This window comes from Pseudomonas sp. DTU12.3 (assembly GCF_004124275.1).
Lineage (GTDB): Bacteria > Pseudomonadota > Gammaproteobacteria > Pseudomonadales > Pseudomonadaceae > Aquipseudomonas > Aquipseudomonas helmanticensis.
Genome location: NZ_CP027218.1, coordinates 858,361 through 884,934 on the forward strand (window position 1 = coordinate 858,361; position 26,574 = coordinate 884,934).

At 60.3% G+C, this 26,574-nt stretch carries 18 protein-coding genes and 2 tRNA genes; 14 read left to right on the forward strand and 6 right to left on the reverse strand.

From position 1 onward, the window contains the following. The first annotated feature begins 300 nt into the window (after positions 1–300). The 3 genes from C2E19_RS03825 (at position 301) to C2E19_RS03835 (ending at position 4,907) form a co-directional block, all read left to right on the forward strand. Positions 301–1,488 (forward strand): ATP phosphoribosyltransferase regulatory subunit, encoded by a 1,188-nt coding sequence (locus C2E19_RS03825; RefSeq protein ID WP_123470915.1) that lies wholly within the window; start codon positions 301–303, stop codon positions 1,486–1,488. Positions 1,489–1,542: 54 nt separating this feature from the next. After that, positions 1,543–2,832, forward strand: a complete 1,290-nt coding sequence (locus tag C2E19_RS03830) for an adenylosuccinate synthase (RefSeq protein ID WP_027921980.1) — start codon at positions 1,543–1,545, stop codon at positions 2,830–2,832. A 140-nt stretch (positions 2,833–2,972) separates the two neighbouring features. Beyond that, the gene (locus C2E19_RS03835; protein ID WP_129388305.1) at positions 2,973–4,907 is read left to right on the forward strand and encodes a methyl-accepting chemotaxis protein; all 1,935 of its coding nucleotides are present in this window, start codon (positions 2,973–2,975) and stop codon (positions 4,905–4,907) included. A gap of 71 nt (positions 4,908–4,978) precedes the next feature. Here the strand turns inward: C2E19_RS03835 and C2E19_RS03840 are convergent, their stop codons facing one another. The 4 genes from C2E19_RS03840 to C2E19_RS03855 all read right to left on the reverse strand — a co-directional run bounded on the left by C2E19_RS03840 (position 4,979) and on the right by C2E19_RS03855 (position 8,201). Beyond that, the gene (locus C2E19_RS03840; RefSeq protein WP_129388308.1) at positions 4,979–6,544 is read right to left on the reverse strand and encodes an iron ABC transporter permease; all 1,566 of its coding nucleotides are present in this window, start codon (positions 6,542–6,544) and stop codon (positions 4,979–4,981) included. Next, entirely contained in the window at positions 6,544–7,554 is a 1,011-nt protein-coding gene (locus C2E19_RS03845) for an extracellular solute-binding protein (RefSeq protein WP_129388311.1), read from the reverse strand. The genes C2E19_RS03840 and C2E19_RS03845 overlap by 1 nt, the downstream gene beginning before the upstream one ends. Positions 7,555–7,846: 292 nt before the next feature. Then, positions 7,847–7,933, reverse strand: a tRNA-Leu gene (locus C2E19_RS03850). Between the two features lie 181 nt (positions 7,934–8,114). After that, a tRNA-Leu gene (locus C2E19_RS03855) sits at positions 8,115–8,201 on the reverse strand. A gap of 226 nt (positions 8,202–8,427) precedes the next feature. Here C2E19_RS03855 and rnr point away from each other — a divergent pair. The 11 genes from rnr to C2E19_RS03910 all read left to right on the forward strand — a co-directional run bounded on the left by rnr (position 8,428) and on the right by C2E19_RS03910 (position 25,352). After that, complete coding sequence (rnr, locus tag C2E19_RS03860) at positions 8,428–11,058, forward strand: ribonuclease R (RefSeq protein ID WP_129388314.1); 2,631 nt, start codon at positions 8,428–8,430, stop codon at positions 11,056–11,058. Then, positions 11,055–11,819, forward strand: a complete 765-nt coding sequence (rlmB, locus tag C2E19_RS03865) for a 23S rRNA (guanosine(2251)-2'-O)-methyltransferase RlmB (protein WP_129388317.1) — start codon at positions 11,055–11,057, stop codon at positions 11,817–11,819. Before rnr ends, rlmB begins: the two co-directional genes overlap by 4 nt. A gap of 276 nt (positions 11,820–12,095) precedes the next feature. After that, positions 12,096–12,518: a 30S ribosomal protein S6 gene (gene rpsF, locus C2E19_RS03870; protein WP_038360383.1), complete on the forward strand. Its 423-nt coding sequence runs from the start codon at positions 12,096–12,098 to the stop codon at positions 12,516–12,518. A 28-nt stretch (positions 12,519–12,546) separates the two neighbouring features. Next, positions 12,547–12,777, forward strand: coding sequence for a 30S ribosomal protein S18 (gene rpsR, locus C2E19_RS03875; RefSeq protein WP_002551829.1), 231 nt, complete (start codon positions 12,547–12,549; stop codon positions 12,775–12,777). A 36-nt stretch (positions 12,778–12,813) separates the two neighbouring features. Continuing rightward, the gene (locus tag C2E19_RS03880; protein WP_129388320.1) at positions 12,814–13,707 is read left to right on the forward strand and encodes a hypothetical protein; all 894 of its coding nucleotides are present in this window, start codon (positions 12,814–12,816) and stop codon (positions 13,705–13,707) included. Between the two features lie 19 nt (positions 13,708–13,726). Next, positions 13,727–14,173: a 50S ribosomal protein L9 gene (rplI, locus tag C2E19_RS03885; RefSeq protein ID WP_008078307.1), complete on the forward strand. Its 447-nt coding sequence runs from the start codon at positions 13,727–13,729 to the stop codon at positions 14,171–14,173. 120 nt (positions 14,174–14,293) lie between these two features. Continuing rightward, positions 14,294–15,691: a replicative DNA helicase gene (dnaB, locus tag C2E19_RS03890; RefSeq protein ID WP_042557399.1), complete on the forward strand. Its 1,398-nt coding sequence runs from the start codon at positions 14,294–14,296 to the stop codon at positions 15,689–15,691. A gap of 190 nt (positions 15,692–15,881) precedes the next feature. After that, complete coding sequence (locus C2E19_RS03895; protein ID WP_129388324.1) at positions 15,882–18,194, forward strand: YgiQ family radical SAM protein; 2,313 nt, start codon at positions 15,882–15,884, stop codon at positions 18,192–18,194. 417 nt (positions 18,195–18,611) lie between these two features. Then, complete coding sequence (locus C2E19_RS03900; protein ID WP_129388327.1) at positions 18,612–21,887, forward strand: DUF2126 domain-containing protein; 3,276 nt, start codon at positions 18,612–18,614, stop codon at positions 21,885–21,887. Positions 21,888–21,975: 88 nt separating this feature from the next. Beyond that, complete coding sequence (locus tag C2E19_RS03905; RefSeq protein WP_129388330.1) at positions 21,976–24,462, forward strand: circularly permuted type 2 ATP-grasp protein; 2,487 nt, start codon at positions 21,976–21,978, stop codon at positions 24,460–24,462. Beyond that, a complete protein-coding gene (locus tag C2E19_RS03910; protein WP_129388333.1) occupies positions 24,462–25,352 on the forward strand; it encodes a transglutaminase family protein in 891 nt (296 codons plus the stop codon). The genes C2E19_RS03905 and C2E19_RS03910 overlap by 1 nt, the downstream gene beginning before the upstream one ends. Positions 25,353–25,558: 206 nt before the next feature. Here C2E19_RS03910 and C2E19_RS03920 read toward each other — a convergent pair whose 3' ends face one another. Both C2E19_RS03920 and C2E19_RS03925 read right to left on the reverse strand, forming a co-directional pair. Continuing rightward, positions 25,559–25,747, reverse strand: a complete 189-nt coding sequence (locus tag C2E19_RS03920) for a hypothetical protein (RefSeq protein ID WP_129388337.1) — start codon at positions 25,745–25,747, stop codon at positions 25,559–25,561. A gap of 67 nt (positions 25,748–25,814) precedes the next feature. Beyond that, on the reverse strand, positions 25,815–26,402 hold the full coding sequence (locus C2E19_RS03925) for a TIGR00730 family Rossman fold protein (RefSeq protein WP_129388340.1): 588 nt from the start codon (positions 26,400–26,402) through the stop codon (positions 25,815–25,817). Positions 26,403–26,574: the final 172 nt, after the last annotated feature.

Consider the following 26,574-nt stretch of genomic DNA (forward strand, 5'->3'; position numbering starts at 1 on the left):
TGAATCATTCCGCCCGGCGGCTAAAACCTCGGGCGGGGTGATCCTTTGGGAAAACGTGTGTATGATGCGGCAGCCGGGAAATTCCCGGCTTTTTTGCGTCTGCACGTTTGATTGCTGTTTTTTGTTGCAGGCATCGGGTTGAATGGCCCGAGAGTATTTCGAGGAAAGTGATGGGCGAAGCCGGTAACAGGCCTTTCGCCGCGTCGTTCATGCGCGTGCGTTTTGAACGGGTCGGTCATTTTCTGCTTCACTCAAGGCTCGCCCGCAGGCTGGCCGCCCGGATCAAAGGGGAATGGCGTAATGGCAACGGTAGACCGCTGGCTGCTGCCAGATGGCATCGAAGAAGTACTGCCACCGGAAGCGGCGCGCATTGAAGTCGCGCGTCGTCAGGTGTTGGATCTGTTCCAGAGCTGGGGTTACGAGTTTGTCGTGACTCCCCATATCGAGTACCTGGAATCCCTGCTGACCGGCGCGGGCCAGGACCTGGATCTGCGTACCTTCAAGGTCATCGACCCGCAATCGGGCCGGCAGATGGGTTTCCGTGCCGACATCACGCCGCAAGTGGCGCGCATCGATGCGCACACCCTGCGTCGCGAAGGCCCGAGCCGTCTGTGCTATGCCGGTAGCGTGCTACATGCCCAGCCGCGTGCCTTGTCGTCCTCGCGCAGCCCGATCCAGTTGGGCGCCGAGTTATATGGCGACGCCAGCCCGAGCAGCGACGTTGAAGTGATCAGCCTGATGCTGGCCATGCTGCAACTGGCCGATGTGCCGGATGTGCACATGGACCTTGGGCATGTCGGCATCTACCGTGGTCTGGCGCGTGCCGCCGGTCTGTCCGGTGAAGTCGAGCAGCAGTTGTTCGATGCGTTGCAACGCAAGGCCATCGACGAGGTCATTACCTTGACCGAAGGCTTGCCGGCCGATCTGTCCGGCATGCTGCGTGCGCTGGTTGACCTGTGCGGTGGCCGTGAAGTGTTGAGCGCTGCGCGCGAGCGTCTGGCCAATGCGCCGGCGCCGGTTTTGGCGGCACTCGAAGATTTGCTGGCGATCGCCGAGCGTCTGTCGGCGCGCTTCCCGCAGCTGCCGCTGTATTTTGATCTGGGCGAATTGCGCGGCTACCACTACCACACCGGTGTGGTGTTCGCGGTGTTCGTACCGGGCGTTGGCCAGTCCATCGCTCAGGGCGGTCGTTATGACGACATCGGCGCGGACTTCGGTCGCGCGCGTCCGGCGACAGGCTTCTCCACCGATTTGAAAACCCTGGTGACCCTGGGGCGTGCTGAGATCGAGCTACCGTCTGGCGGTATCTGGATGCCTGACAGTACGGATGCGGCACTCTGGCAGCAGGTTTGCCAGTTGCGCAGTGAGGGTCAGCGTGTCGTTCAGGCGTTGCCTGGACAACCTTTGGCCGCCGCCCGTGATGCGGACTGCGACCGGCAATTGATTCAGCAGAACGGGCTTTGGCAAGTATCGCCACTGGCTTCTTGAGTTTTCCTGCCGGCCATCGCCGGCACCAAGTTTGCGCGAATGAGGACAAGTGTTATGGGTAAGAATGTCGTAGTCCTGGGCACCCAATGGGGTGATGAGGGCAAAGGCAAGATCGTTGATCTGCTGACCGAACATGCTGCCGCCGTAGTGCGCTACCAGGGTGGCCACAACGCTGGTCACACGCTGGTGATCGACGGCGAAAAAACCGTCTTGCACCTGATCCCGTCGGGCGTGCTGCGCGAAGGCGTGCAGTGCCTGATCGGCAACGGCGTGGTGGTTGCACCTGACGCCCTGCTGCGCGAGATCACCAAGCTGGAAGAGAAAGGCGTACCGGTGCGTGAGCGCCTGCGTATCAGCCCGTCCTGCCCGCTGATCCTGTCCTTCCACGTGGCGCTGGACCAGGCCCGTGAAAAGGCCCGTGGCGAGTTGAAGATCGGCACCACCGGTCGCGGCATCGGCCCAGCTTACGAAGACAAGGTTGCACGTCGTGGCCTGCGTGTTGGCGATCTGCTGAACATGCCGCGCTTCGAAGACAAGCTGCGTGAACTGGTGGATTACCACAACTTCATGCTGGTCGGTTACTACAAAGAGCCGGCTATCGAGTTCGAAAAAACCCTCGCCGAGTGCAAGGAATACGCTGAGCTGCTGAAGCCGCTGATGCTCGACGTCACCGCTGAGCTGCACGACCTGCGTCGCGCCGGCAAAGACATCATGTTCGAAGGCGCCCAGGGTTCGTTGCTCGACATCGACCACGGCACCTACCCGTACGTGACCAGCTCCAACACCACCGCAGGTGGCGTGGCGACCGGTTCGGGCGTTGGCCCGATGTTCCTCGATTACATCCTGGGCATCACCAAGGCTTACACCACTCGCGTCGGTTCCGGTCCATTCCCGACTGAGCTGTTCGACGAAGTTGGTGCACACCTGGCCAAGCAAGGTCACGAGTTCGGCGCTACCACCGGCCGTGCCCGTCGTTGCGGCTGGTTCGACGCCGTAATCCTGCGTCGCGCGATCGATGTGAACAGCATCTCGGGCATCTGCCTGACCAAGCTGGACGTCCTCGACGGCCTGGAAACCATCAACATCTGCGTCGGTTACAAAGACGCGCAAGGCAACGCCGTTGCCCCGACCGATGCTGACAGCTACGTAGGCCTGCAGCCTGTGTACGAAGAAGTGCCGGGCTGGACCGAATCGACCGTGGGCGCCAAGACCCTGGAAGAGCTGCCAGCCAACGCTCGTGCCTACATCAAGCGCGTTGAAGAGTTGATCGGCGCGCCGATCGACATTATTTCGACGGGCCCGGACCGCAACGAAACCATCGTTCTGCGTCATCCGTTTGCTTGATAAGTTGTTGATGTAAAAAAACAAAGGCCCCTTGATCGGGGCCTTTGTCGTTTATGCCTGTTGGACGGCATGACCTTTGCTGTGAATCTTCCTACAAGAGTGCCATCAAATTAATGGCGTCAGAAGTAGAGGTATTCACAGTGTCGGCCGTTCTCTCACTGTTACAAAGCCGTTTGTTGCGCCCGGTATTCGTTACCCTTGGTATCGCCCTTTTGGTGCAAGTGCTGGTCGCCGTCGCCCTGACGCGGAGCACTGTCACTGCGCTGGAAGCTGATTTGGCCGTGCGCCTCGGTGCCGACAGTCAGAAACTCTCCGGCGAACTGGAGCAGGCCGGACGCGAAGTCACGTCGAGCCTGGACAACCTCTCGAGCAGTACCCGTCAGCGTCTGACTGCGGGTTTATCCACGCGTCTGAAGGACGAGCAGGTACAACTGCGTGCGACCCTGGAAAAGGACCTGAAAGATTCGGCCAATGACATGGCCCAATTACTCGCCTCCGTTGCCCCGCGCGCGATGTGGGACAGTGACGTACCGACCCTGTCCGAGTTCGCCCGGCGCGCCCAGCGTAATCCCAACGTGCTGTTCGTGGTGTATGACGACGCCACCGGTCAGCACCTGACCCGTTATCTCAACCGCGAAAACCCGATCAACAAGGCCTTGCTGGAAAAAGGTCAGGGCGAGCGTGCGCTGGATAAAGTGCTGGATGCGGCGAAACACGATCCGTCGGTCTACTACCTCGAAGCCTCGATCAATCCCAATGGTGTGGAAATCGGCAAGGTGCTGATGGGGGTTTCCACGGCCTCGGTGGACACCGATCTGGCGGCGCTGGATAAACGCTTCTCGGCGTTGATCGCCAGCAGCGATCAACTGGTCGGCGCGAGCCTGCAAGGGGCGGCGGCGGACAGCGCCAAAGCAATGCAGGCGCGCCTGCAGTCGGCGCAAGCCACCGCGGTCGAGATGAAATCCAACACCGCCAATACCGTTCAGGAAGCCGCCGCGACCCTGCGCTGGCGAATCGGTATGGGCCTGGCGCTGGTGGGTTGCGGCGTGTTGCTGTTACTGGCCGTGGTGCTCGGCCATCGCGTGGTCAACCGATTGAAAATGCTCAACGCGGCCATGGACGATCTGGCGGCGGGCGAGGGCGACCTGACCAAGCGTGTACAGATCAACAGCAAAGACGAAATCGGTGACATGGCTTCGGCGGTCAATCGCTTTGTGGATAAGTTGCAGCCGATCGTGCGCGAGGCGGGCGATGTTGCGCAGCGAACCGGTGTCGAGATTGGCGCAATGACCTTGCGCAATGCTGGCGCCGATGCGGCCGCCGGCATGCAGCGTGATGAAGTGGCGGAAAGTCTGCGCGCACTGTCGCAAATGGCCGATGAGGCGCAGTCGGAAAGCCACGCGATGCAGGCGGCGCTGAAGCAGGTGGTGGATATCCGTCAGGCCACTGACGAAAACACCCGCACCTCGGCCAAAGTTGGCAATTTGATCGAAGCGCTGGCCGGGCAGGTCGATACCGGAGCCAAGGTGATCGAGCGTCTGGCGCAGCAGAGTGAACAGATTGAAGTGGTGCTGACGGTGATTCACGGGATTGCCGAGCAGACCAACTTGCTCGCCTTGAACGCGGCGATCGAGGCGGCGCGTGCCGGTGAAACCGGGCGGGGTTTTGCGGTGGTGGCCGACGAAGTCCGGGCGCTGGCGAGCAAGACACAAAGCTCCACCGGCGATATTCAGGCGCACATCGTCGCGTTGCAGCAGGGCGCGCGTGAGGCGGTCGAGGCGATTGGTCAGGCCGGGCGTCAGGCCAGCGAAGGTTTGCTGGTGTTGCGCGACAGTGCGCGGTTGCAGCAGTCGGTGCAGGTGTCGGTCGAGCAGGTGCATGCAGCGATTGGTCTGGCAACGCAAGCGGCGGCGCATCAGGCGCAGGGTGCACAGGCTGTGCGCGGGCGGGTCGAGACCATTCATGCACAGGCCGAGAAAGCCGCGCAGGCGGTGGTGGAGACCACGGCGAGCGGCAAGGTGCTGGATGGTCTGGCGGCGCAGCTGAAGGCGAGCTTGGGGCAGTTCAGGGCTTAACATCAAAAGATCGCAGCCTTCGGCAGCTCCTACATTGATCTCCTGTAGGAGCTGCCGCAGGCTGCGATCTTTTAGCGGCTCAGATACATCCGGGTCGTCAGCAGATATACAGGCAATCCGGACACCAATATCAACAACGCCGCATAAGGCGCCGCCGCCGCAAACTCGACATTCGCGGTATGCGCCCACACTTCGGTCGCCAGCGTATTCAGCCCGGTCGGGCTCAATAGCAACGTCGCCGTCAGTTCCTTCATTGCATCGAGAAACACCAGCGCAAACGCGGCGCCCAATGCCGGGAAGATGATCGGCAGCGTCACTCGGCAAAACGCCGTGAACGACGAAGCGCCCAGTGTTCGCGCAGCCTCTTCCAGCTGCGGCGCAGCCTTGTTCAGGGCCGTGCGGATCGGCGCCTGTGCCAGCGGCAAAAACAACAACGCGTAGGCGATCAACAACAAACCCGAAGTCTGGTACAGCGCCGGCACGTAATGCAGGGCGAAATACACCAGCGTCAACGCAATCACCAACCCTGGCAGCGCATGCAGCAGATAAGGCAGGCGTTCGGCCCAGATCGCCAGTTGGCCTTTGTAACGCACCACCAACAACCCGACCGGCACCGCCAGTACCAGGCACAACGCGGCGCCGCCGAGCGACAACGCCAGCGACGACAGCAAAGCCTCAGTGATCGCCGCCACCGGGAATGCCGCCGATGAGCCGACCGCTAGCCAGTACGCCAGCATCCCCAGCGGAATCCCGCTGCCAACAATCGCCAGTATCAGGCAATACAACTGACCGACCGTGGCCCATGGCCCCAGTCGAACTTGCTCGGCCTGACGCGCTGCGCCTTGACCGGTGCGCACATGCCGACCCTTGCCGCGCACGCGTAATTCCAGCCACAACAACAGCAGACACAACGCCAGCAAAACGGCCGAAAGCATCGCCGCGTTGGCGTTACTGAATTCCAGTTCGAATTGTTGGTAGATGGCAGTTGTGAAAGTTTGCAGGCCGATGATCGACAACGCGCCGAACTCCACCAGCATGTGCAAGGCAATCAGCAGCGAGCCGGCCAAGAGCGACGGCCAGAGCAGCGGCAGGGTGACGCGAAAAAACACCCCCCAACGATTCTGCCCCAGCGTGCGCGCCGACTCTTCAAGGGACGGATCAAGATTACGCAGGGTGGCCGCCACTGGCAGAAAGATCAGCGGATATTTCGACAGGCTCATCACCAGAATCGCGCCGCCAAGCCCTTCGAACTGCGCGCTCAGCGATACCCAGGTGAAACTGCTGACAAACGCCGGCACCGCGAACGGCAGGCAGAGGATCACGCCCCACAAGCGTCGGCCCGGCAGATTGCTGCGTTCCAGCAGCCAGGCCAGCGACAGGCCGATCACGCCGCAAGTGAGCGTCACGCCGACCATCAATGCCAAAGTGTTGCGCAGCAGTCCGAACACATACGGGCGCCACAACAAATGCAGTGCCTCGGCCCAGCCGGCCTGCCAGGCTTTGAGTCCGACGTACGCCAGCGGCAACAGGCTCATGACCACCAGCAGCAACACCGGCAGTACCAGCCAGATCGATGGCCGCTTGCGCTTTGGCACATAACCCCCGCGCGCGGCGGGGGCGGATAACGATGCAGTCATCAGTTCAAGCCAACTTCACGTTCCAGCTCCAGCGCTTCTTCGGCATTGCCCAGATCGGCCGGTGTTACGTTCGGCGCTTCCAGCTCGCTGAACGGCTTGAGCCCGCGATCCGATTCCATGCCTTTGTGCAGCGGGTATTCGGCGGTGGTCTGGGTGATTACGCGCTGGCCTTCTTCGCTGGCCATGTAGGCGAGGAATTGCTGGGCTTCTTTTGGATGCTTGCTGGATTTCAGCACGGCCGCGCTGGACACGGTGATCAAGCCGCCGACGTCGCCGCCGCTGAAGTAGTGCAGCTTGGAGTCGAGTTTGCCTTTCTCGCGTTGCAGGGCGAACCAGTAGTAGTTGTTCACCAGCACGGTGGCGACTTCGCCGTTTTCCACAGCTTTGAGGGCGACCATGTTGTTGCTGTAGGTCTTGCCGAATGCGCGCAGGCCGGTCAGCCATTCTTCGGCGGCGTCGCGGCCGTGCATTTTAATGATCGCCACGGCTTGTTCCTGAAAGGCGCCGCTGGTCGGTACGAAGCCGACTTTGCCTTGCCATTTCGGGTCGGAAAATTCCATCACCGATTTTGGCAGGTCTTTTTCGTCGACCAGTTTCGGGTTATAGGCGACCACGCGAACGCGCGCCGTCACGCCGATCCAGGTGCCGTTACCGGCGACGTATTTTTCCGGCAAAACCGCCAGGGTGGCGTCATCGGTTTTGGCCAGCAGGCCCAGTTCGCCAAGGTTGTTCAGCGGCGGCGATTCTTCTGTGTAGATCACGTCGGCGGGGGAGCGCCCGCCTTCTTCGATGACCTGGCTGGCGAGCTGATTGCTGCTGCCTTTGCGGACATTGACGTGAATGCCGGTCTTGGCTTCAAAGGCTTTGGCGATCGCGTCGCCGACTTCCTTGTGCTGGCCGTTGTAGAGAGTCAGGGAAACCGCATCGGCAGCCTGGGTGAGGGGAGTGGCGAGCGCCAGGCCGAGGAGGGTGAAGGTCAGGCCTCGGCGCAGGGTATTTCGAAACGTCATTCGCAGGGTTCCTCACTGTCGCATTGCAAAAACTTGCAACAATGATAAACGATATTGTTTCTCAAGTGCGCCTTGCGAGAGGCTGCCAGCTCTGATACGGCGTCTGTGTTGAACCGTAGGAGCTGCCGAAGGCTGCGATCTTTTGATCTTGCTCTTTGGAAAAACAAGATCAAAAGATCGCAGCCTTCGGCAGCTCCTGCATGGAGATATCAGGGTTTCGGGAGGGCAGAAACGCAAAAACCCGCTTTCGCGGGTTTTTGTGAAATCCAGGGTCGTAACCTTGAATTTGAATTGGTGCCCAGAAGAAGACTCGAACTTCCACGACCGTAAGGTCACCAGCACCTGAAGCTGGCGTGTCTACCAATTTCACCATCTGGGCAATCATCGCGAGCGTTGCCGCTGTTGATGTGGCGCACTATACGGAGCGCCTTTTGATCTGTAAACCCCTGATTTAATTTTAATAAATCGGTTTTAAGAAAACCCGGGCTTAGAATGCAAAAAACCCGCTTTCGCGGGTTTTTGTGTGAGTCTTGAAACTGATCTAGTCTCAAACTCGAAATTGGTGCCCAGAAGAAGACTCGAACTTCCACGACCGTAAGGTCACCAGCACCTGAAGCTGGCGTGTCTACCAATTTCACCATCTGGGCAGTATCGGCAACGCTTGTACGTCGTCGATGGCGCGCACTATACGGAGCGTCTTTTTAACTGTAAACCCCTGTCAGCAAAAAACATGATTTTTTTTACCGGCGGTGTTCAAAACGGCTTCTCAGTGTCGATACAGGGCCTCTGTTGGGCCTTATATAGTCGGAAATTTCCCGTTTCATGGCGCCTATGCCAAACTAACCCGCATATAGACAAGGTGAAAACTCTCTAATGGCCGATTGGCAGTCCCTCGATCCCGAGGCCGCTCGTGAAGCGGAAAAATATGAAAACCCTATTCCTAGCCGCGAACTGATCTTGGCGCATCTCGCCGATCGGGGTTCGCCTGCTGCCCGTGAGCAACTGGTTGAAGAATTTGGTCTGACCACAGAAGACCAGATCGAAGCCCTGCGCCGCCGCCTGCGCGCCATGGAGCGCGACGCTCAACTGATCTACACCCGTCGTGGCACGTATGCGCCGGTCGACAAGCTCGACCTGATCCTCGGTCGCATCAGCGGTCACCGCGACGGTTTCGGCTTCCTGGTGCCGGACGACGGCAGCGATGACCTGTTCATGAGCCCGGCGCAAATGCGCCTGGTGTTCGACGGTGACCGTGCGCTTGCCCGTGTTTCCGGTCTCGACCGTCGCGGTCGTCGCGAAGGCGTGATCGTCGAAGTCGTGTCGCGTGCACACGAAACCATCGTCGGTCGCTACTTTGAAGAAGGCGGCATCGGTTTTGTCGTCGCTGACAACCCGAAGATCCAGCAAGAAGTGCTGGTCACCCCGGGGCGCAATGCCAACGCGCAGATCGGTCAGTTCGTCGAAGTGAAAATCACCCACTGGCCGACGCCGCGTTTCCAACCGCAAGGCGATATCGTCGAAGTGGTCGGCAACTACATGGCGCCGGGCATGGAAATCGATGTTGCCCTGCGCACCTACGACATTCCGCACGTTTGGCCTGAAGCCGTGCTGAAAGAAGCGGCCAAGCTCAAGCCGGAAGTCGAAGAGAAAGACAAAGAGAAGCGCGTCGATCTGCGCCATCTGCCGTTCGTCACCATCGACGGCGAAGATGCTCGCGACTTCGACGATGCTGTTTATTGCGAAGCCAAACCGGGCAAGCTGCGCCTGTTCTCCGGCGGCTGGAAGTTGTACGTGGCGATTGCCGACGTTTCCAGCTACGTGAAGATCGGTTCGGCGCTGGACAACGAAGCGCAAGTGCGCGGTAACTCGGTGTACTTCCCCGAGCGTGTAGTGCCGATGCTGCCTGAGCAACTGTCCAACGGCCTGTGCTCGCTGAACCCGCACGTCGATCGTCTGGCCATGGTTTGCGAGATGACCATCTCCAAGTCCGGCGAAATGACCGACTACTGCTTCTATGAAGCGGTGATCCATTCCCACGCTCGTCTGACTTACAACAAAGTCAGCGCGATGCTGGAAACGCCTAAAGTCACCGAGGCGCGTCAGCTTCGCGGTGAGTACAACGACGTTCTGCCGCACCTCAAACAGCTTTATGCGCTGTACAAGGTGCTGCTGGCTGCTCGTCACGTACGTGGCGCGATCGATTTCGAAACGCAGGAAACCCGAATCATCTTCGGTACCGAGCGCAAGATTGCCGAAATCCGTCCGACCACCCGTAACGACGCGCACAAGCTGATCGAAGAATGCATGCTGGCGGCCAACGTCGCCACCGCTGAATTCCTCAAGAAGCACGAGATTCCTGCGCTGTATCGCGTCCACGATGGCCCGCCGCCGGAGCGTCTGGAAAAACTCCGCGCCTTCCTTGGCGAGCTCGGCCTGTCCCTGCATAAAGGCAAGGATGGCCCATCGCCGAAGGATTATCAGGCACTGCTGGCGAGCATCAAGGATCGCCCGGATTTCCACCTGATCCAGACCGTGATGCTGCGTTCGCTGAGCCAGGCGGTGTACAGCGCTGACAATCAGGGCCACTTCGGCCTGAATTACGAAGCCTATACCCACTTCACCTCGCCGATCCGTCGTTACCCGGACCTGCTCACGCACCGCGCAATCCGCAGCGTGATCCATTCGAAACAGGACACCCCGCACGTTCGCCGTGCCGGGGCGATGACCATTCCGAAAGCGCGTATCTATCCGTACGACGAAGCGGCGCTGGAGCAACTCGGCGAGCAGTGCTCGATGAGCGAGCGCCGTGCCGACGAAGCGACCCGCGACGTGGTGAATTGGCTCAAGTGCGAGTTCATGAAGGATCGCGTGGGCGAATCGTTCCCGGGTGTGATCACCGCCGTGACCGGTTTTGGCCTGTTCGTCGAGCTGACCGATATCTACGTCGAAGGCCTGGTGCATGTCACCGCGCTGCCGGGTGACTACTACCACTTCGATCCTGTGCATCACCGCTTGGCGGGCGAGCGCACCGGTCGCAGCTTCCGCCTTGGCGATACCGTTGAAGTGCGCGTGATGCGCGTTGACCTCGACGAGCGCAAGATCGACTTCGAGATGGCTGAAAAAACCATCAGCGCGCCGATCGGTCGCAAAAAACGCGGCGCTGAAACTGCCGCGCCAGCCGCCAAGGAAAAAGCCGAAGCGGCGCCAGCGAAAACTGCTGGTCGCCGTCCGGCCAAGGAAAAGGCTGCCGAAGCCTATCGCCCAAGCGACGCCGTGGCGAAAAACGCCGAACTGCGCAAAAGCCGTGAAATGAAGAAAGCTCTGCTTTCCGACGCCAAAAACGGTGGTAAAGCGGCGCCTGGGGGAAAGACCGGGCGGTCGGCGCCTGAAAAGGCCTCCGGCGGCAAGCCAGCGAAACCGAGCAAACACCGTAAAGGCCCGCCAAAAGCGGGTGCTGCTCCAGCCAAAAGTGGCGGGGCGCGTAAACCGAAGGCGAAGTCATGAGTCAGTTGGAAAAAATCTACGGCGTTCACGCGGTAGAAGCGTTGCTGCGTCACCACCCGAAACGCGTCAAGCAGATCTGGCTGGCTGAAAGCCGCAACGATCCGCGCGTGCAGACCCTGGTTGAGCTGGCCAACGAAAATCGTATCCAGGTCGGTCAGGCCGAGCGCCGCGAAATGGACGCCTGGGTTGAAGGCGTTCACCAAGGCGTGGTTGCGGAAGTCAGCCCGAGCCAGGTCTGGGGCGAAGCAATGCTCGACGAGTTGCTCGACCGCACTGACGGCGCGCCGCTGTTGCTGGTGCTCGACGGCGTGACCGATCCGCACAACCTCGGCGCCTGCCTGCGTTCGGCCGATGCGGCCGGTGCGCTGGCGGTAATCGTGCCGAAAGACAAGTCCGCGACCTTGACCCCGGTGGTGCGTAAGGTTGCTTGCGGCGCGGCAGAAGTGATTCCATTGGTTGCGGTGACTAACCTCGCCCGCACCCTGGAAAAACTGCAGCAGCGCGGTCTGTGGGTTGTCGGCACAGCAGGCGAAGCTGAAGTCAGCATCTACGACCAGGATCTGACGGGCCCGACCATTCTGATCATGGGCGCCGAAGGCAAAGGCATGCGTCGCCTGACCCGCGAACACTGCGACTACCTGGTGAAACTGCCGATGGCCGGCAGCGTCAGCAGCCTTAACGTCTCGGTCGCGACGGGCGTCTGTCTGTTCGAAGCTCAGCGTCAGCGCGGCGTAAAAGCCAAGTCAGCCGCGAAGAAATAAGCCTCCTGTAGGAGCTGCCGCAGGCTGCGATCTGTTGATCTTGTCTTTTAAAACAGAATCAAAAGATCGCAGCCTTCGGCAGCTCCTACAGGTGTCTCTCGGTGATTGTTCAAATAATCACCAATTGCCTTGCACCTCTTCTGTCCCTTCTCTACAATTGCGCCCCTTGCTGTGACGGCAGGCACGCATGTGCCCCGCGCCAGCAAGTCCATAAGTGTCATTCACTCCTTGTCTGACCGTTTTTGAGCGGCAGGCTACAACCCGTAAGGAGCATTCATGCGTCATTACGAAATCATCTTTTTGGTCCACCCGGATCAAAGCGAGCAAGTCGGCGGCATGGTTGAGCGTTACACCAAGCTGATCGAAGAAGACGGCGGCAAAATCCACCGTCTGGAAGATTGGGGCCGTCGTCAACTGGCCTACGCAATCAACAATGTTCACAAGGCTCACTACGTGATGCTGAACGTTGAATGCACTGGCAAGGCCCTGGCCGAGCTGGAAGACAACTTCCGCTACAACGATGCAGTGATCCGTAACCTGGTCATCCGTCGCGACGAAGCCGTAACTGGCCAGTCCGAGATGCTCAAGGCTGAAGAAAACCGCAGTGAGCGCCGTGAGCGTCGCGACCGTCCTGAGCACGAAGGCGCTGATAGCGCTGATAGTGATGACAGCGACAACAGCGATAACGCTGACGAGTAATCCACGGACCTTTTAAGGAGCCTATCAAATGGCACGTTTCTTCCGTCGTCGTAAATTCTGCCGCTTCACCGCTGAAGACGTGAAAGAGATCGATTACAAAGATCTCAACACTCTGAAAGCCTACGTATCCGAGACCGGCAAAATCGTTCCAAGCCGCATCACCGGTACCAAAGCTCGTTATCAGCGTCAGCTGGCCACCGCTATCAAGCGCGCCCGCTTCCTGGCCCTGCTGGCCTACACCGACAGCCACGGCCGCTGAGACCGGGCAGTCGACAAGTAGCAAAGGATTGAATGCATGCGTGCCTTAGCTGAGTTCATCATGCGAGGCCGTATGCAGGCCGCTCTCGTGGTGGCCGGATGTGCAACATTGCCGTTGTTGTATTGGTTGGGTGCTGCCGCCGCAAGCCTTGTGCTGCTGCGGCGCGGACTGACGGACGCCCTGGGTGTTCTGTCTCTGGGGCTGCTGCCAGCGTTGATCTGGTGGCTATACGCCGATGACCCACGGGCACTTCTGGTGCTGCTGGGGGCTTCGGGGCTTGCGTTGGTTTTGCGCGCAAGTGAGTCCTGGGTTCGTACGCTGCTGGTCAGCGTAGTGATTGGAGTGGTGTTTTCGGTGGTGCTCGGGGCAGCGTTTGCAGCCCAGATCGAGATGCTCGCGCAGGCCCTTATAAAGGTCATGCCGGCGCTTCTCGGTGAGACCTACAAGCAATTGTCGGTCGAAGAGCAAGCGCGTTTCGCGTCCCTGATTGCACCGGTCCTGACCGGACTGATTGCGGCTTTGTTGCAGATCGTCAGCGTGCTGAGCCTGATTGTCGGGCGTCATTGGCAGGCGTTGTTGTACAACCCGGGTGGTTTTGGTCGCGAGTTTCGCGCCATCCGGATCCCGCTGGGGCCGGCGATGTTACTGCTGGCGTTGATGCTTCTGGGCCCGAATCTCGGTGCACAGATGGCCATGTTGACGCCGTTGTGCAGTGTACCGCTGGTGTTCGCCGGACTTGCCCTGATTCACGGGCTGGTCGGGCAGAAGCGACTGGCCGGTTTCTGGCTGGTGGGGTTGTACGTCACGTTGTTGCTGTTCATGCAGCTGATCTATCCGTTGCTCGTGGTCCTGGCCATTGTCGACAGCCTGATTGATTTTCGCGGTCGTCATGTGTCGAAAGACACCGACAGCGCGAACGGTGAAGGTTAAAAGTTAAGAGGATTTTCACATGCAACTGATCCTTCTGGAAAAAGTCACCAACCTGGGCAACCTGGGTGACAAAGTGAACGTTAAGGCCGGTTACGGTCGTAACTACCTGCTGCCTTACGGCAAAGCTACCGCCGCGACCCCAGCGAACATCGCTGCGTTCGAAGAGCGTCGTGCCGAGCTGGAAAAAGCTGCTGCAGACCGTAAAGCATCGGCTGAAAGCCGTGCTGCCCAACTGGCCGAGCTGGAAGTGACCATCACTGCCACCGCTGGCGACGAAGGCAAGCTGTTCGGTTCGATCGGTACTCACGACATCGCTGACGCACTGACCGCCTCCGGCGTTGAAGTTGCGAAAAGCGAAGTTCGTCTGCCGAACGGCACCATCCGCAACGTGGGTGAATTCGACGTGGCTGTGCACCTGCACGCCGAAGTTGAAGCCACCGTACGCGTTGTCGTGGTAGCAGCTTAAGCAACACCTGATCGGCTGGCGGCTTGCCCGTCAGACGGTTAACATCGGGCACGATCCTGTTTACAGGTCGTGCCCTTTGTCTTTCTGAATTCCCCGTTTTTCCAAACAACACAAGTGGCCATGAACGATATCTCCGCTCCCGAGCAATACGATCTGCAAACCGCTGCCCTGAAGGTGCCGCCGCATTCCATCGAGGCCGAACAGGCTGTACTCGGTGGTCTGATGCTGGACAACAACGCCTGGGAACGCGTGCTTGATCAAGTCTCCGACGGCGATTTCTATCGACATGACCACCGCCTGATCTTCCGTGCGATCGCCAAACTGGCCGATCAGAACTCTCCGATCGACGTCGTGACCCTTGCCGAGCAATTGGACAAGGAAGGTCAGACCTCGCAAGTCGGCGGTCTCGGATACCTTGGCGAACTGGCGAAAAACACGCCGTCTGTCGCCAACATCAAGGCCTATGCGCAGATCGTCCGCCAGCGTGCGACGTTGCGCCAACTGATCGGCATCAGCACCGAGATCGCCGACAGCGCCTTCAACCCGGAAGGTCGCACCGCCGAGGAAATCCTCGACGAAGCCGAGCGGCAGATCTTCGCAATTGCCGAGGCCCGCCCGAAAACCGGCGGCCCGGTGGGTGTGAATGAGTTGCTGACCAAGGCCATCGACCGCATCGACACCTTGTTCAACACCGACAACGCCATCACTGGTCTGTCCACCGGTTACACCGACCTCGACGAGAAAACCAGCGGCCTGCAACCAGCCGACCTGATCATCGTCGCCGGTCGTCCTTCGATGGGTAAAACCACCTTCGCCATGAACCTGGTGGAAAACGCCGTACTGCGCAGTGACAAAGCAGTGCTGGTGTATTCCCTCGAGATGCCAGGTGAATCGCTGATCATGCGTATGCTCTCCTCGCTGGGTCGCATCGACCAGACCAAAGTGCGTTCCGGCCAACTGGAAGATGACGACTGGCCGCGCCTGACCTCGGCGGTCAACCTGCTCAATGACCGCAAGCTGTTCATCGACGATACCGCCGGCATCAGCCCGTCGGAAATGCGTGCGCGTACCCGACGCCTGGCGCGTGAGCATGGTGACATCGGCCTGATCATGATCGACTACCTGCAGTTGATGCAGATTCCAGGTTCCGGCGGCGACAACCGGACCAATGAGATTTCGGAAATTTCGCGTTCCCTGAAAGCCCTGGCCAAGGAATTCAACTGCCCGGTGGTGGCGCTGTCCCAGCTCAACCGTTCCCTCGAGCAACGACCGAACAAACGGCCAATCAACTCCGACCTCCGGGAATCCGGAGCGATCGAGCAGGATGCTGACGTCATCATGTTCGTGTACCGGGACGAGGTGTATCACCCGGAAACCGAGCACAAAGGCATCGCCGAGATCATCATCGGCAAGCAGCGGAACGGGCCGATCGGCTTTATCCGCCTGGCGTTTATCGGCAAGTACACGCGCTTCGAAAACCTCGCGCCGGGCAGCTACAACTTCGACGACGACGAGTAATCGTCGTCGCCTGATCTGGCCTCTTCGCGAGCAGGCTCGCTCCCACATTTGGAATGCGTTCAAATGTGGGAGCGAGCCTGCTCGCGAATGGGGTCGGCACAATTTCCGACCACAGCCGTCGGAATTGGTCAAAATTTGTGCTATATTCCGCGCCCGCGAAATTCAATGAAAGCCAACACCGGTTATCGACATGCAAGCAGCCAAGCCGTTATTTGACTATCCAAAGTACTGGGCCGAATGTTTCGGGCCAGCGCCATTCCTGCCGATGAGCAGGGAGGAGATGGATCAGCTTGGCTGGGATTCCTGCGACATCATCATCGTCACCGGTGATGCCTACGTCGATCACCCGTCGTTCGGCATGGCGATCATCGGCCGGCTGCTGGAGTCGCAAGGCTTCCGCGTCGGGATCATCGCCCAGCCAAACTGGCAGTCGAAAGACGACTTCATGAAGCTCGGCGAGCCGAACCTGTTCTTCGGCGTCGCGGCCGGCAACATGGACTCGATGATCAACCGCTACACCGCCGACAAAAAGATCCGTTCCGACGACGCCTACACGCCAGGCGGTATGGCCGGCAAACGTCCGGATCGTGCAAGCCTGGTCTACAGCCAGCGTTGCAAGGAAGCCTACAAAAACGTGCCGATCGTCCTCGGCGGCATCGAAGCCTCGCTGCGCCGCATCGCGCACTACGATTACTGGCAGGATCGCGTGCGTAACTCGATCCTGATCGACGCCTGCGCCGACATTCTGTTGTACGGCAATGCCGAGCGCGCGATTGTCGAAGTCGCCCAGCGCCTGTCCTACGGTCACAAGATCGAAGACATCACTGACGTGCGCGGCACCGCGTTCATTCGTCGCGATACGCCGAAAGACTGGTACGAAGTCGACTCGACGCGTATCGACCGTCCGGGCAAGGTCGACAAGATCATCAACCCGTACGTGAATACCCAGGACACCCAGGCCTGCGCCATCGAGCAGGAAAAAGGTCCGGTTGAAGACCCGCAGGAAGCCAAGGTCGTGCAGATCCTGGCCAGCCCGCGCATGACCCGTGACAAGACGGTGATTCGTCTGCCATCGGTTGAAAAGGTCCGTGGCGACGCTGTTCTGTATGCCCACGCCAACCGCGTGCTGCACCTGGAAACCAACCCGGGCAACGCCCGTGCGCTGGTGCAGAAGCATGGCGAAGTCGACGTCTGGTTCAACCCGCCGCCGATTCCGATGACCACTGAAGAAATGGACTACGTGTTCGGCATGCCTTACGCCCGTGTTCCGCACCCGGCGTACGGCAAGGAAAAAATCCCGGCCTACGACATGATCCGTTTCTCGGTGAACATCATGCGTGGCTGCTTCGGTGGCTGCACCTTCTGCTCGATCACCGAGCACGAAGGACGGATCATCCAGAACCGTTCCGAAGAGTCGATCATTCGCGAAATCGAAGAGATCCGCGACAAGGTGCCAGGCTTCACCGGCGTCATCTCCGACCTCGGCGGCCCGACCGCGAACATGTACCGCATCGCCTGCAAGACGCCGGAAATCGAATCGGCGTGCCGCAAGCCGTCCTGCGTGTTCCCGGGCATCTGCCCGAACCTGAACACCGACCACTCGTCGTTGATTCAGCTGTACCGCAGCGCCCGTGCCTTGCCGGGTGTGAAGAAGATCCTGATCGCCTCCGGCCTGCGCTACGACCTCGCGGTCGAGTCGCCGGAGTACGTCAAAGAGCTGGTGACCCACCATGTCGGCGGTTACCTGAAGATCGCCCCGGAACACACCGAGGAAGGTCCGCTCAACCAGATGATGAAACCGGGCATTGGCAGCTATGACAAGTTCAAGCGCATGTTCGAGAAGTACACCAAGGAAGCGGGCAAAGAGCAGTACCTGATTCCGTACTTCATCGCCGCTCACCCGGGCACCACCGACGAAGACATGATGAACCTGGCCTTGTGGCTCAAGGGCAATGGCTTCCGCGCTGACCAGGTGCAGGCGTTCTACCCGTCGCCGATGGCCACCGCCACCGCGATGTACCACTCGGGCAAGAACCCGCTGCGCAAAGTCACTTACAAGAGTGACGCCGTGACCATCGTCAAGAGCGAAGAGCAGCGTCGTCTGCACAAGGCGTTCTTGCGTTATCACGACCCGAAAGGCTGGCCGATGCTGCGTGAAGCGCTGACTCGCATGGGCCGCGCTGACCTGATCGGTTCGGGCAAGGATCAGTTGATCCCGACGCACCAGCCGACCACCGACAGCTACCAGAGCGCCCGTCGCAAGAACTCGACGCCGGCCGGCAGCCATAAAGTGGCGAAGGAAGGCAAAGAGAAGACCACCAAGATCCTCACTCAGCACACTGGCTTGCCGCCACGTGCCAGTGATGGCGGTAATCCGTGGGACAAGCGTGAGCAGGCCAAGGCTGCGGCGTTCGCCCGCAACCAGCAGGCGGCCAAGGAACGTAAGGACGCCGCGAAAGGCAAAGGGCCGAAGCCGACCCGCAAGCCGGTCGTACCGCGCTAAGTTGCTTTTTAGCTGAACAGAACGCCAACCTTTGGGTTGGCGTTTTGCATTTCTGCCGTTGGATTTATGCAGGCCGCAAGATCCATCCCCCTCACCCCAGCCCTCCCGAAACGTCGGACCGCCCCCAAGGGGGCGAGGGGGAAGGGAGCAGAACTCTGTGCCTTTCAAATCTGAGTTCGACTCAAGACTTTCAAGTCGGCGTATCTCCAACATCCAGCGCGGTCAGTCCCCTCTCCCTCCGGGAGAGGGTTAGGGGGGGCTCTCGCAACATTTACGTGCAATGAGCCCAAACCATTTCCCCGCATCGCCCGATTTTGGTGCTGTACTGCCTTAAGCATTCCGGGAAAGCGCCCAAGCCTGTGCATGGCATAAGTCTTGCGCGCTTTCGAATACGCTTAGGCTCGCAGGAGGCACGCCGTGTCGATTCATGTCGCATTGCATCACGTTACGCATTACCGCTACGACCGCGCTGTCGAACTCGGCCCGCAGATCGTTCGCCTGCGCCCGGCCGCCCACAGCCGCACGCGGATTCTGTCGTATGCGCTGAAAGTCTCGCCCGAGCAGCATTTCATCAACTGGCAGCAAGACCCGCAGGGTAACTACCTCGCGCGACTGGTATTCCCCGAGAAAACCGCTGAGCTGCGCATTGAAGTCGATCTGCTCGCCGAAATGGCCGTGTTCAATCCGTTCGATTTCTTCCTCGAACCCTACGCCGAAAAAATCCCCTTCGCCTACGCCGCCGATGAGCGCAAGGAGCTGGCGCCGTACCTCGAAACCCTGCCACTGACGCCGAAATTCAAAGCCTATCTGGACGCCATCGACCGCACGCCGCTACCGGCGGTGGACTTTCTGGTCGCGCTCAATCAACGCCTGAGCGAAGACATCGGCTACCTGATCCGCATGGAGCCGGGCGTGCAGACGCCGGAGCACACCCTCGAACACGCCTCTGGTTCCTGCCGCGATTCGGCGTGGTTGCTGGTGCAATTGCTGCGCAACCTCGGCCTGGCCGCGCGATTTGTTTCCGGCTACCTGATTCAACTGACGGCCGACGTGAAAAGCCTCGACGGTCCGTCCGGCACCGAAGTCGACTTCACCGACCTGCATGCCTGGTGCGAGGTGTATCTGCCGGGCGCGGGCTGGATCGGTCTGGATGCCACGTCAGGGCTGTTCGCCGGCGAAGGGCATATCCCGTTGGCCTGTAGTCCCGATCCTTCCTCGGCAGCCCCGATCAGCGGCTTGGTCGAACCGTGCGAGTGTGTGTTCAGCCACGAAATGTCGGTGGAACGGATCTGGGAGGCGCCACGCGTCACCAAGCCCTACACCGATGAGCAATGGCTGGCGATTCAGGCATTGGGCCGGCAGATCGATGCCGACCTGCTGGAGGGCGATGTGCGCCTGACCATGGGCGGCGAGCCAACCTTCGTGTCCATCGATGACCCGGACGGTGCCGAGTGGAACACCGCTGCATTGGGTGACGATAAACGTCGGCTCTCTGCCGAACTGTTCCAGCGCATGCGCAAACATTACGCACCGCAGGGGCTGGTGCATTTTGGGCAGGGCAAATGGTATCCCGGTGAGCAACTGCCGCGCTGGTCGCTCAATTGCTATTGGCGTCGTGATGGCGTGCCGATCTGGCACAACGACGCCTTGATCGCCGATGAGCAACAGGACTACGGCGCCGACGGCGAACTCGCCGGGCGCTTTCTGGCCAGTGTCGCCGAACGCCTGAAATTGCCTGTGCGCTTTGTGTTCCCGGCCTACGAAGACAATTTCTATTACCTCTGGCGTGAGGGCACGTTGCCGAGCAACGTCAGCGCCGAAGATTCGCGTCTTGAGGAACCTCTGGAGCGCGCACGCTTGCGCAAAGTCTTCAGCCAGGGCCTGAACAAAGTAATCGGCCAGGTATTGCCGCTGGCGCGCACCGCCAGGGGTGATCAATGGCAGAGCGGGCGCTGGTATCTGCGTGACGAGCACTGCCGTCTGGTGCCGGGCGATTCGCCGCTGGGTTATCGCCTGCCGCTCGGTTCGCAGCCGTGGGTGAAGGCCGCCGAGTATCCGTTTATTCATCCCCAGGATCCCAATCAGGATTTTTCCGAGCTGCCGCAAACCGCACAGCTCAACCGTCACGGCGAACCGGCGACGGCTGACGACCGTGCGCCGAAGATCGACGAATCTGCTGACTGGCTGACCCGCACCGCGTTTTGCGCCGAAGCCCGTGAAGGGCGGTTGTACCTGTTTATGCCGCCGCTGGAGCAGGTCGAGGATTATCTGCAACTGGTCGCGGCGATCGAGGCCACTGCTGAAGAATTGCATTGCCCGGTATTGCTCGAAGGCTACGAGCCGCCAAGCGATCCGCGCCTGAGCAACTTCCGCATCACCCCGGATCCGGGCGTGATTGAGGTTAACGTGCAGCCATCGGCGACGTGGGACGAATTGGTCGAGCGCACTGAATTTCTCTATGAGGAGGCGCGGCAAACCCGCCTGACTACCGAAAAATTCATGATCGATGGTCGCCATACTGGCACCGGCGGCGGTAACCACTTTGTGCTCGGAGGGGCGACGCCGGCGGATTCACCGTTCCTGCGCCGCCCGGATCTGCTGCGCAGCCTGATCAGTTACTGGCACAACCATCCGTCGTTGTCGTATCTGTTTTCCGGATTGTTCATCGGCCCGACGTCGCAGGCACCGCGTGTCGACGAGGCGCGCAACGATGCCTTGTACGAACTGGAAATCGCTTTCGCGCAGATGCCAGCGCCGGGCGAAGAATGCGCGCCGTGGCTGGTCGATCGACTGCTGCGTAACTTGCTCATCGACGTTACCGGCAATACTCATCGTGCCGAATTCTGCATCGACAAACTGTATTCGCCGGACGGCGCCACCGGGCGTCTTGGCTTGCTGGAACTGCGCGCGTTCGAAATGCCGCCGCACGCTCGCATGAGCCTCGCTCAGCAGTTGCTGCTGCGAGCATTGGTCGCACGCTTCTGGCGCGAACCTTATGCGCCGCCGAAACTGGCGCGCTGGGGCACCGAGCTGCATGACCGTTTTCTGCTGCCGCACTTTATCGAGCAGGACTTCGCCGACGTCATCGTCGAACTGAACAGCGCCGGTTATCCGCTAAGGGCGGAATGGTTCGCCGCGCATCTGGAGTTTCGTTTTCCCAAGGTTGGCGATCATGCGGTCAACGGTATCGAGCTGGAGTTGCGGCAGGCACTGGAGCCATGGCATGTGCTCGGCGAGGAGGGGGCGGCGGGTGGCACGGTGCGTTATGTCGACTCTTCGCTGGAGCGCTTGCAGGTCAAGATCAAAGGCCTGCCACCGCAGCGCTATTTGCTGACGTGTAACGGCATCGCCGTGCCGTTGCACCCGACCGGGCGCGTTGGCGAATTCGTTGCCGGGGTGCGCTATCGCGCCTGGCAGCCGGCCAACTGTCTGCAACCGACAATACCCGTGCACGCGCCGCTGGTGTTCGATGTGCTCGACACCTGGATGGGCCGTTCGCTGGGCGGCTGCCAATACCATGTCGCGCATCCGGGCGGGCGCAATTACGAGACGCTGCCGGTCAATGCCAACGAAGCCGAGAGCCGGCGCATGGCGCGTTTTTTCCGCGTCGGACACACACCGGGGAAACTTCCTATACCGAATGTGGAAATCAGTGACGAGCTACCGATGACAATCGATTTACGACGTTTCTAGGGCCTACGCGACACGCGGATTTTTCGTATATCCGCGCGTCATGTGCCTGCGTTAGTCTGACCGTTCCCTGCTGTCTGCCGAGCTTTCCATGCCTGACCTGCTAGACCGCTACCCGCTGACGGCGGGCACTTATCACGAACTGCTCGACGGCTGCGGCGCGGTGCGTCCGCACTGGAGGCGACTGTTCGACCAGTTGCAACGCAGCACCCCGGCGCAACTGGTGCAGCGCCAAGCGTTGCTGGCGCGGCAGATTCAGGAAAACGGCGTCACCTATAACGTCTATGCCGACCCGAAAGGCGCGGACCGGCCGTGGGAACTGGATCTGCTGCCGCATGTGATTGCGGCGGATGAATGGCAGCAGTTGTCGGCCGGAATTGCTCAGCGGGCGCGATTGCTCAATGCCGTGCTGGCCGATTTGTATGGGCCGCAGCGGTTGATCAGCGCAGGCTTGCTGCCCGCTGAGCTGGTGTTCGGGCACAACAATTTTCTCTGGCCGTGTCAGGGCATTGCGCCGCCGGAAGGCGCCTTTCTACATCTTTACGCGGTGGATCTGGCGCGCACGCCGGACGGCCGCTGGTGGGTCACTGCCGATCGTACCCAGGCACCGTCGGGCGCCGGGTATGCGCTGGAAAACCGCACCATCGTTTCCCGGGCTTTCCCCGAGCTGTACCGCGATCTGAAGGTGCAGCATCTGGCCGGATTCTTCCGCACCTTGCAGGAAACCCTCGCGCGTCAGGCGCCGGCCGGTAATGATGCGCCGCTGGTGGTGTTGCTGACGCCGGGGCGCTTCAACGAAAGTTATTTCGAACATTTGTATCTGGCCCGCCAGCTCGGTTATCCGCTGGTCGAGGGCGGTGACCTTACCGTGCGCGACGCCACGGTCTACCTGAAAACCCTCAGCGGTTTGCGCCGCGTCCACGCGATCATGCGCCGCCTCGACGACGACTTCTGCGATCCGCTGGAGCTGCGCACGGATTCGGCGCTCGGCGTTCCCGGGCTGCTCGAAGCGGTGCGTCAGGGCCGGGTCCTGGTGGCCAATGCGCTGGGCAGTGGCGTGCTCGAATCACCGGGATTGCTCGGGTTTCTGCCGAAGATCAATCAATACCTGTTCGGCGAAGAACTGATCCTGCCGTCCATCGCAACGTGGTGGTGCGGTGAGGCGCCTGTGTTGGCTCAGGCGCTGGAAAAACTGCCTGAACTGTTGATCAAACCGGCGTTTCCTTCACAAAGCTTCGCCCCGGTATTCGGCCGTGATTTGAGTGAAAAACAGCGCGATGAGCTCGCCGCACGCATGCGGGCACGACCATACGCCTATGTGGCGCAAGAATTGGCGCAGCTGTCGCAGGCGCCGATCTGGCAAGCCGAAAACGGTCAGTTGCAACCCCGGGCGATCGGCATGCGCATGTACGCCGTCGCCAGTCGCGACGGTTATCGAGTGCTGCCCGGTGGCCTGACCCGCGTGGCCGCCGAGGCCGATGCCGAAGTGGTGTCGATGCAACGCGGCGGTGCCAGCAAGGACACCTGGGTGCTCGGTGATCGTCCGCCGAGCGGCGAGCAATGGAAAACCCAGCGCAATGTCGGCGTGCATGACCTCGTGCGGCGCGATCCTTATCTGCCCTCGCGAGTGGTGGAAAACCTGTTCTGGTTCGGCCGATATTGCGAGCGCTGCGATGACAGCGCGCGACTGCTGCGGATCATGCTCGCGCGGTATGTCGATGGCGATGACCCGCAAGCCTTGCAGGCAGCCGTCGATCTCGGCGAGCGCCTGACGCTGTTACCGGACGAAGGCCAATTGCCGGAACGCTTGCTGGCCGCGCTGCTTGGCGATGACTGGTCGTTCAGCCTGCGCTCCAACCTGCAACGTTTGCAGTGGGCGGCCTCGCAGGTACGCGGCAAACTCTCGCGGGAGAACTGGCAGGCGTTGGTCGAGTTGCAGCGCGAAGCCACAGAGCTGGATACCGAAGAGCCGGATTTCGGCGAACTGCTGGATTTTCTCAACCGTCTGGTGATGTCGCTGGCGGCGTTGTCCGGGTTTGCGCTGGACGACATGACGCGCGACGAAGGCTGGCGTTTCCTGATGATCGGGCGGCGTATCGAGCGTCTGCAATTTCTCAGCCGCAGTCTGGCGGCATTTCTGCGCGGCGCCGCAGCGTTCGATCAGGCGGGGCTGGAATGGCTGCTCGAACTGGGCAACAGCAGCATCACCTACCGCTCACGTTATCTGGCCGTAGCGCAGTTGATTCCGGTGCTCGACCTGTTGTTGCTCGATGAACAAAACCCACATGCGGTGTTGTTCCAGTTGAAACTGGTCACGCGCACCCTGAAACGCCTGAACGATGATTTCGGCGTGCCGCGTGAGGCTGGGCTGCCGCCATTGGTCGAGCGTCTGGCGCGGTTCGATCTGGGCTGCCTGGAAAACCCGCTGTTCGGCGAGACCAGTGTGCGTGCGGCACTCGATGGCCTGGCGGATCTGCTGCAAGAGGTCGCCGAGGCCAGCGGCCAGGTCTCCGATCGTCTGGCGTTGCGCCATTTCGCTCACGTCGACGACGTCAGCCAGCGTACGGTGTCGGTCTGATGAGCGCGCATTACCAGATCTTCCACGACACCTGTTATCACTACGACAGCCCGGTCTCGCTGGCGCAGCAACTGGCGCACCTGTGGCCGCGCGAGTGCCGTTGGCAACGCTGCACCGAGCAGCAACTGCTGATCAGCCCGGAGCCTACGGCGCGGCGCGATGAACTGGATGTGTTTGGCAATCCGCTGACCCGCTTGGCCTTCGAGCGGCCGCATGATGAATTGCAGGTCAACGCGCGGCTCACCGTTGAAGTGCTGGCGCGGCCGGCGCTGGATTTCCAGCAGTCGCCTGCGTGGGAGCAGACCCGAGATGCGCTGACCTACAGCAGTCAGCCGTTGTCCGCCGAAATACTTGAGGCGTGTCGCTATCGGTTCCAGTCGCCGTATGTACATTTGAAGCGCAGCTTCGTCGAGTTCTCGCAAAGCTGCTTTCCAGTGGGCCGGCCGCTGCTGCTCGGTGTGCAGGCGTTGATGCAGAAAATTTTCAGTGAATTCACCTTCGATGCCGAGGCGACCCAGGTGGCGACGCCGCTGGTTGAGGTGCTGGAGCGGCGGCGTGGGGTCTGTCAGGACTTTGCTCATTTGATGCTGGCATGTGTGCGCTCGCGAGGCCTGGCGGCGCGTTACGTCAGTGGTTATCTGTTGACTCAGCCGCCACCGGGGCAGCCACGCTTGATCGGCGCCGATGCGTCGCATGCGTGGGTGTCGGTGTTTTGTCCGGTGCTGGGCTGGGTGGATTTCGATCCGACCAACAACGTGCAGCCGGCGCTGGAGCACATCACGCTGGCGTGGGGCAGGGACTTCTCTGACGTTTCGCCATTACGCGGAGTGATCCTCGGCGGCGGCAACCACGATCCGGAAGTGCGCGTAACCGTAATGCCCCTGAATTAATGCAAATCAAACTGTAGGAGTGAGCCTGCTCGCGATAGCGGTGTGTCAGCAGCAAATATTTCGTATGACACACCGCTATCGCGAGCAGGCTCACTCCTACAGGGGAATTGGGGTGTTTCTGGGAAGGGTTGTGAGGGCCGGCAGTGAAACCGCCAGCCCCGTCACAAATCCGCTGGGTCTGATTCGATCATCAAACCCGGTGGGGCTCAGGCGTCAGGCGCCTGATCTTTCGGTGCTTCAGTTGCATCAACATCGTCATCTGTTGCCACTTCACCCTCAGGGTTCAGTGCTGCTTCTTCAGCTGTTTGTTTCTTGCGCTGAAGCTTTTCCTCTTTCTTCTGTTCCTTTGCCAGGTCTCGTTGACGTTTGGCGAAGGAGTAATTGGGTTTGGCCATGGGCGTTCCTCTTGGTCGAAGGTGAGGTTGAGCGGCGCGTATTCTGCCCTGTATCGGTGCCCGGTGGTTAGCCGGGTTTTTGGTCGACCCATTTTGGCGTGACGGTCGGCTTCCATTGATCGAGGGCATCGAGCAGCGTTTGTGGTGATTCGCTCACTTGCAGCATGTCACGGTGTGGCGCGCGAACGAAGCCTTCGCCGACGATGTGGTCAAGAAATGCAGTGAGTTTGCTGTAAAAGCCGTTCACTTCCAGCAGCCCCAGCGGTTTGCCGTGGTAACCGAGCTGGCCCCAGGTCCAGACTTCGAACAGCTCTTCCAGCGTGCCGAGGCCGCCGGGCAGGGCGATGAACGCATCGCTGAGCTCAGCCATCCGTGCCTTGCGCGCATGCATGCCGTCGACCACTTCCAGACGTGTCAGGCTTTTGTGGCCGATCTCCTTGTCCATCAGGCTTTGCGGGATGATGCCGATCACTTCGCCGCCAGCGGCCAGTGCGGCGTCGGCGACAATCCCCATCAGACCCACGGCGCCACCGCCGTAGACCAGGGTCAGCTTGCGTTCAGCCAACGCCCGGCCAAGAGCGACTGCAGCTTCGGTATAAGCCGGGACGGTGCCAGCATTGGCACCGCAAAATACACACACGGATTTCAGAGACATGCCTTTCTCCTGGGTCAATCAGTCACAGGGTAATGGCTGGCACGCCTCGATCCAAGGGCTAAACTTCGTGTTCCGGTGATTCAAAGGTGCCGCTGGCGCCACAGGCGTAGGCGGCGAGCAAACTGCACAACAGACCGTTAAAGAACATGACAGGCACTCCGTCTCAGTAGAT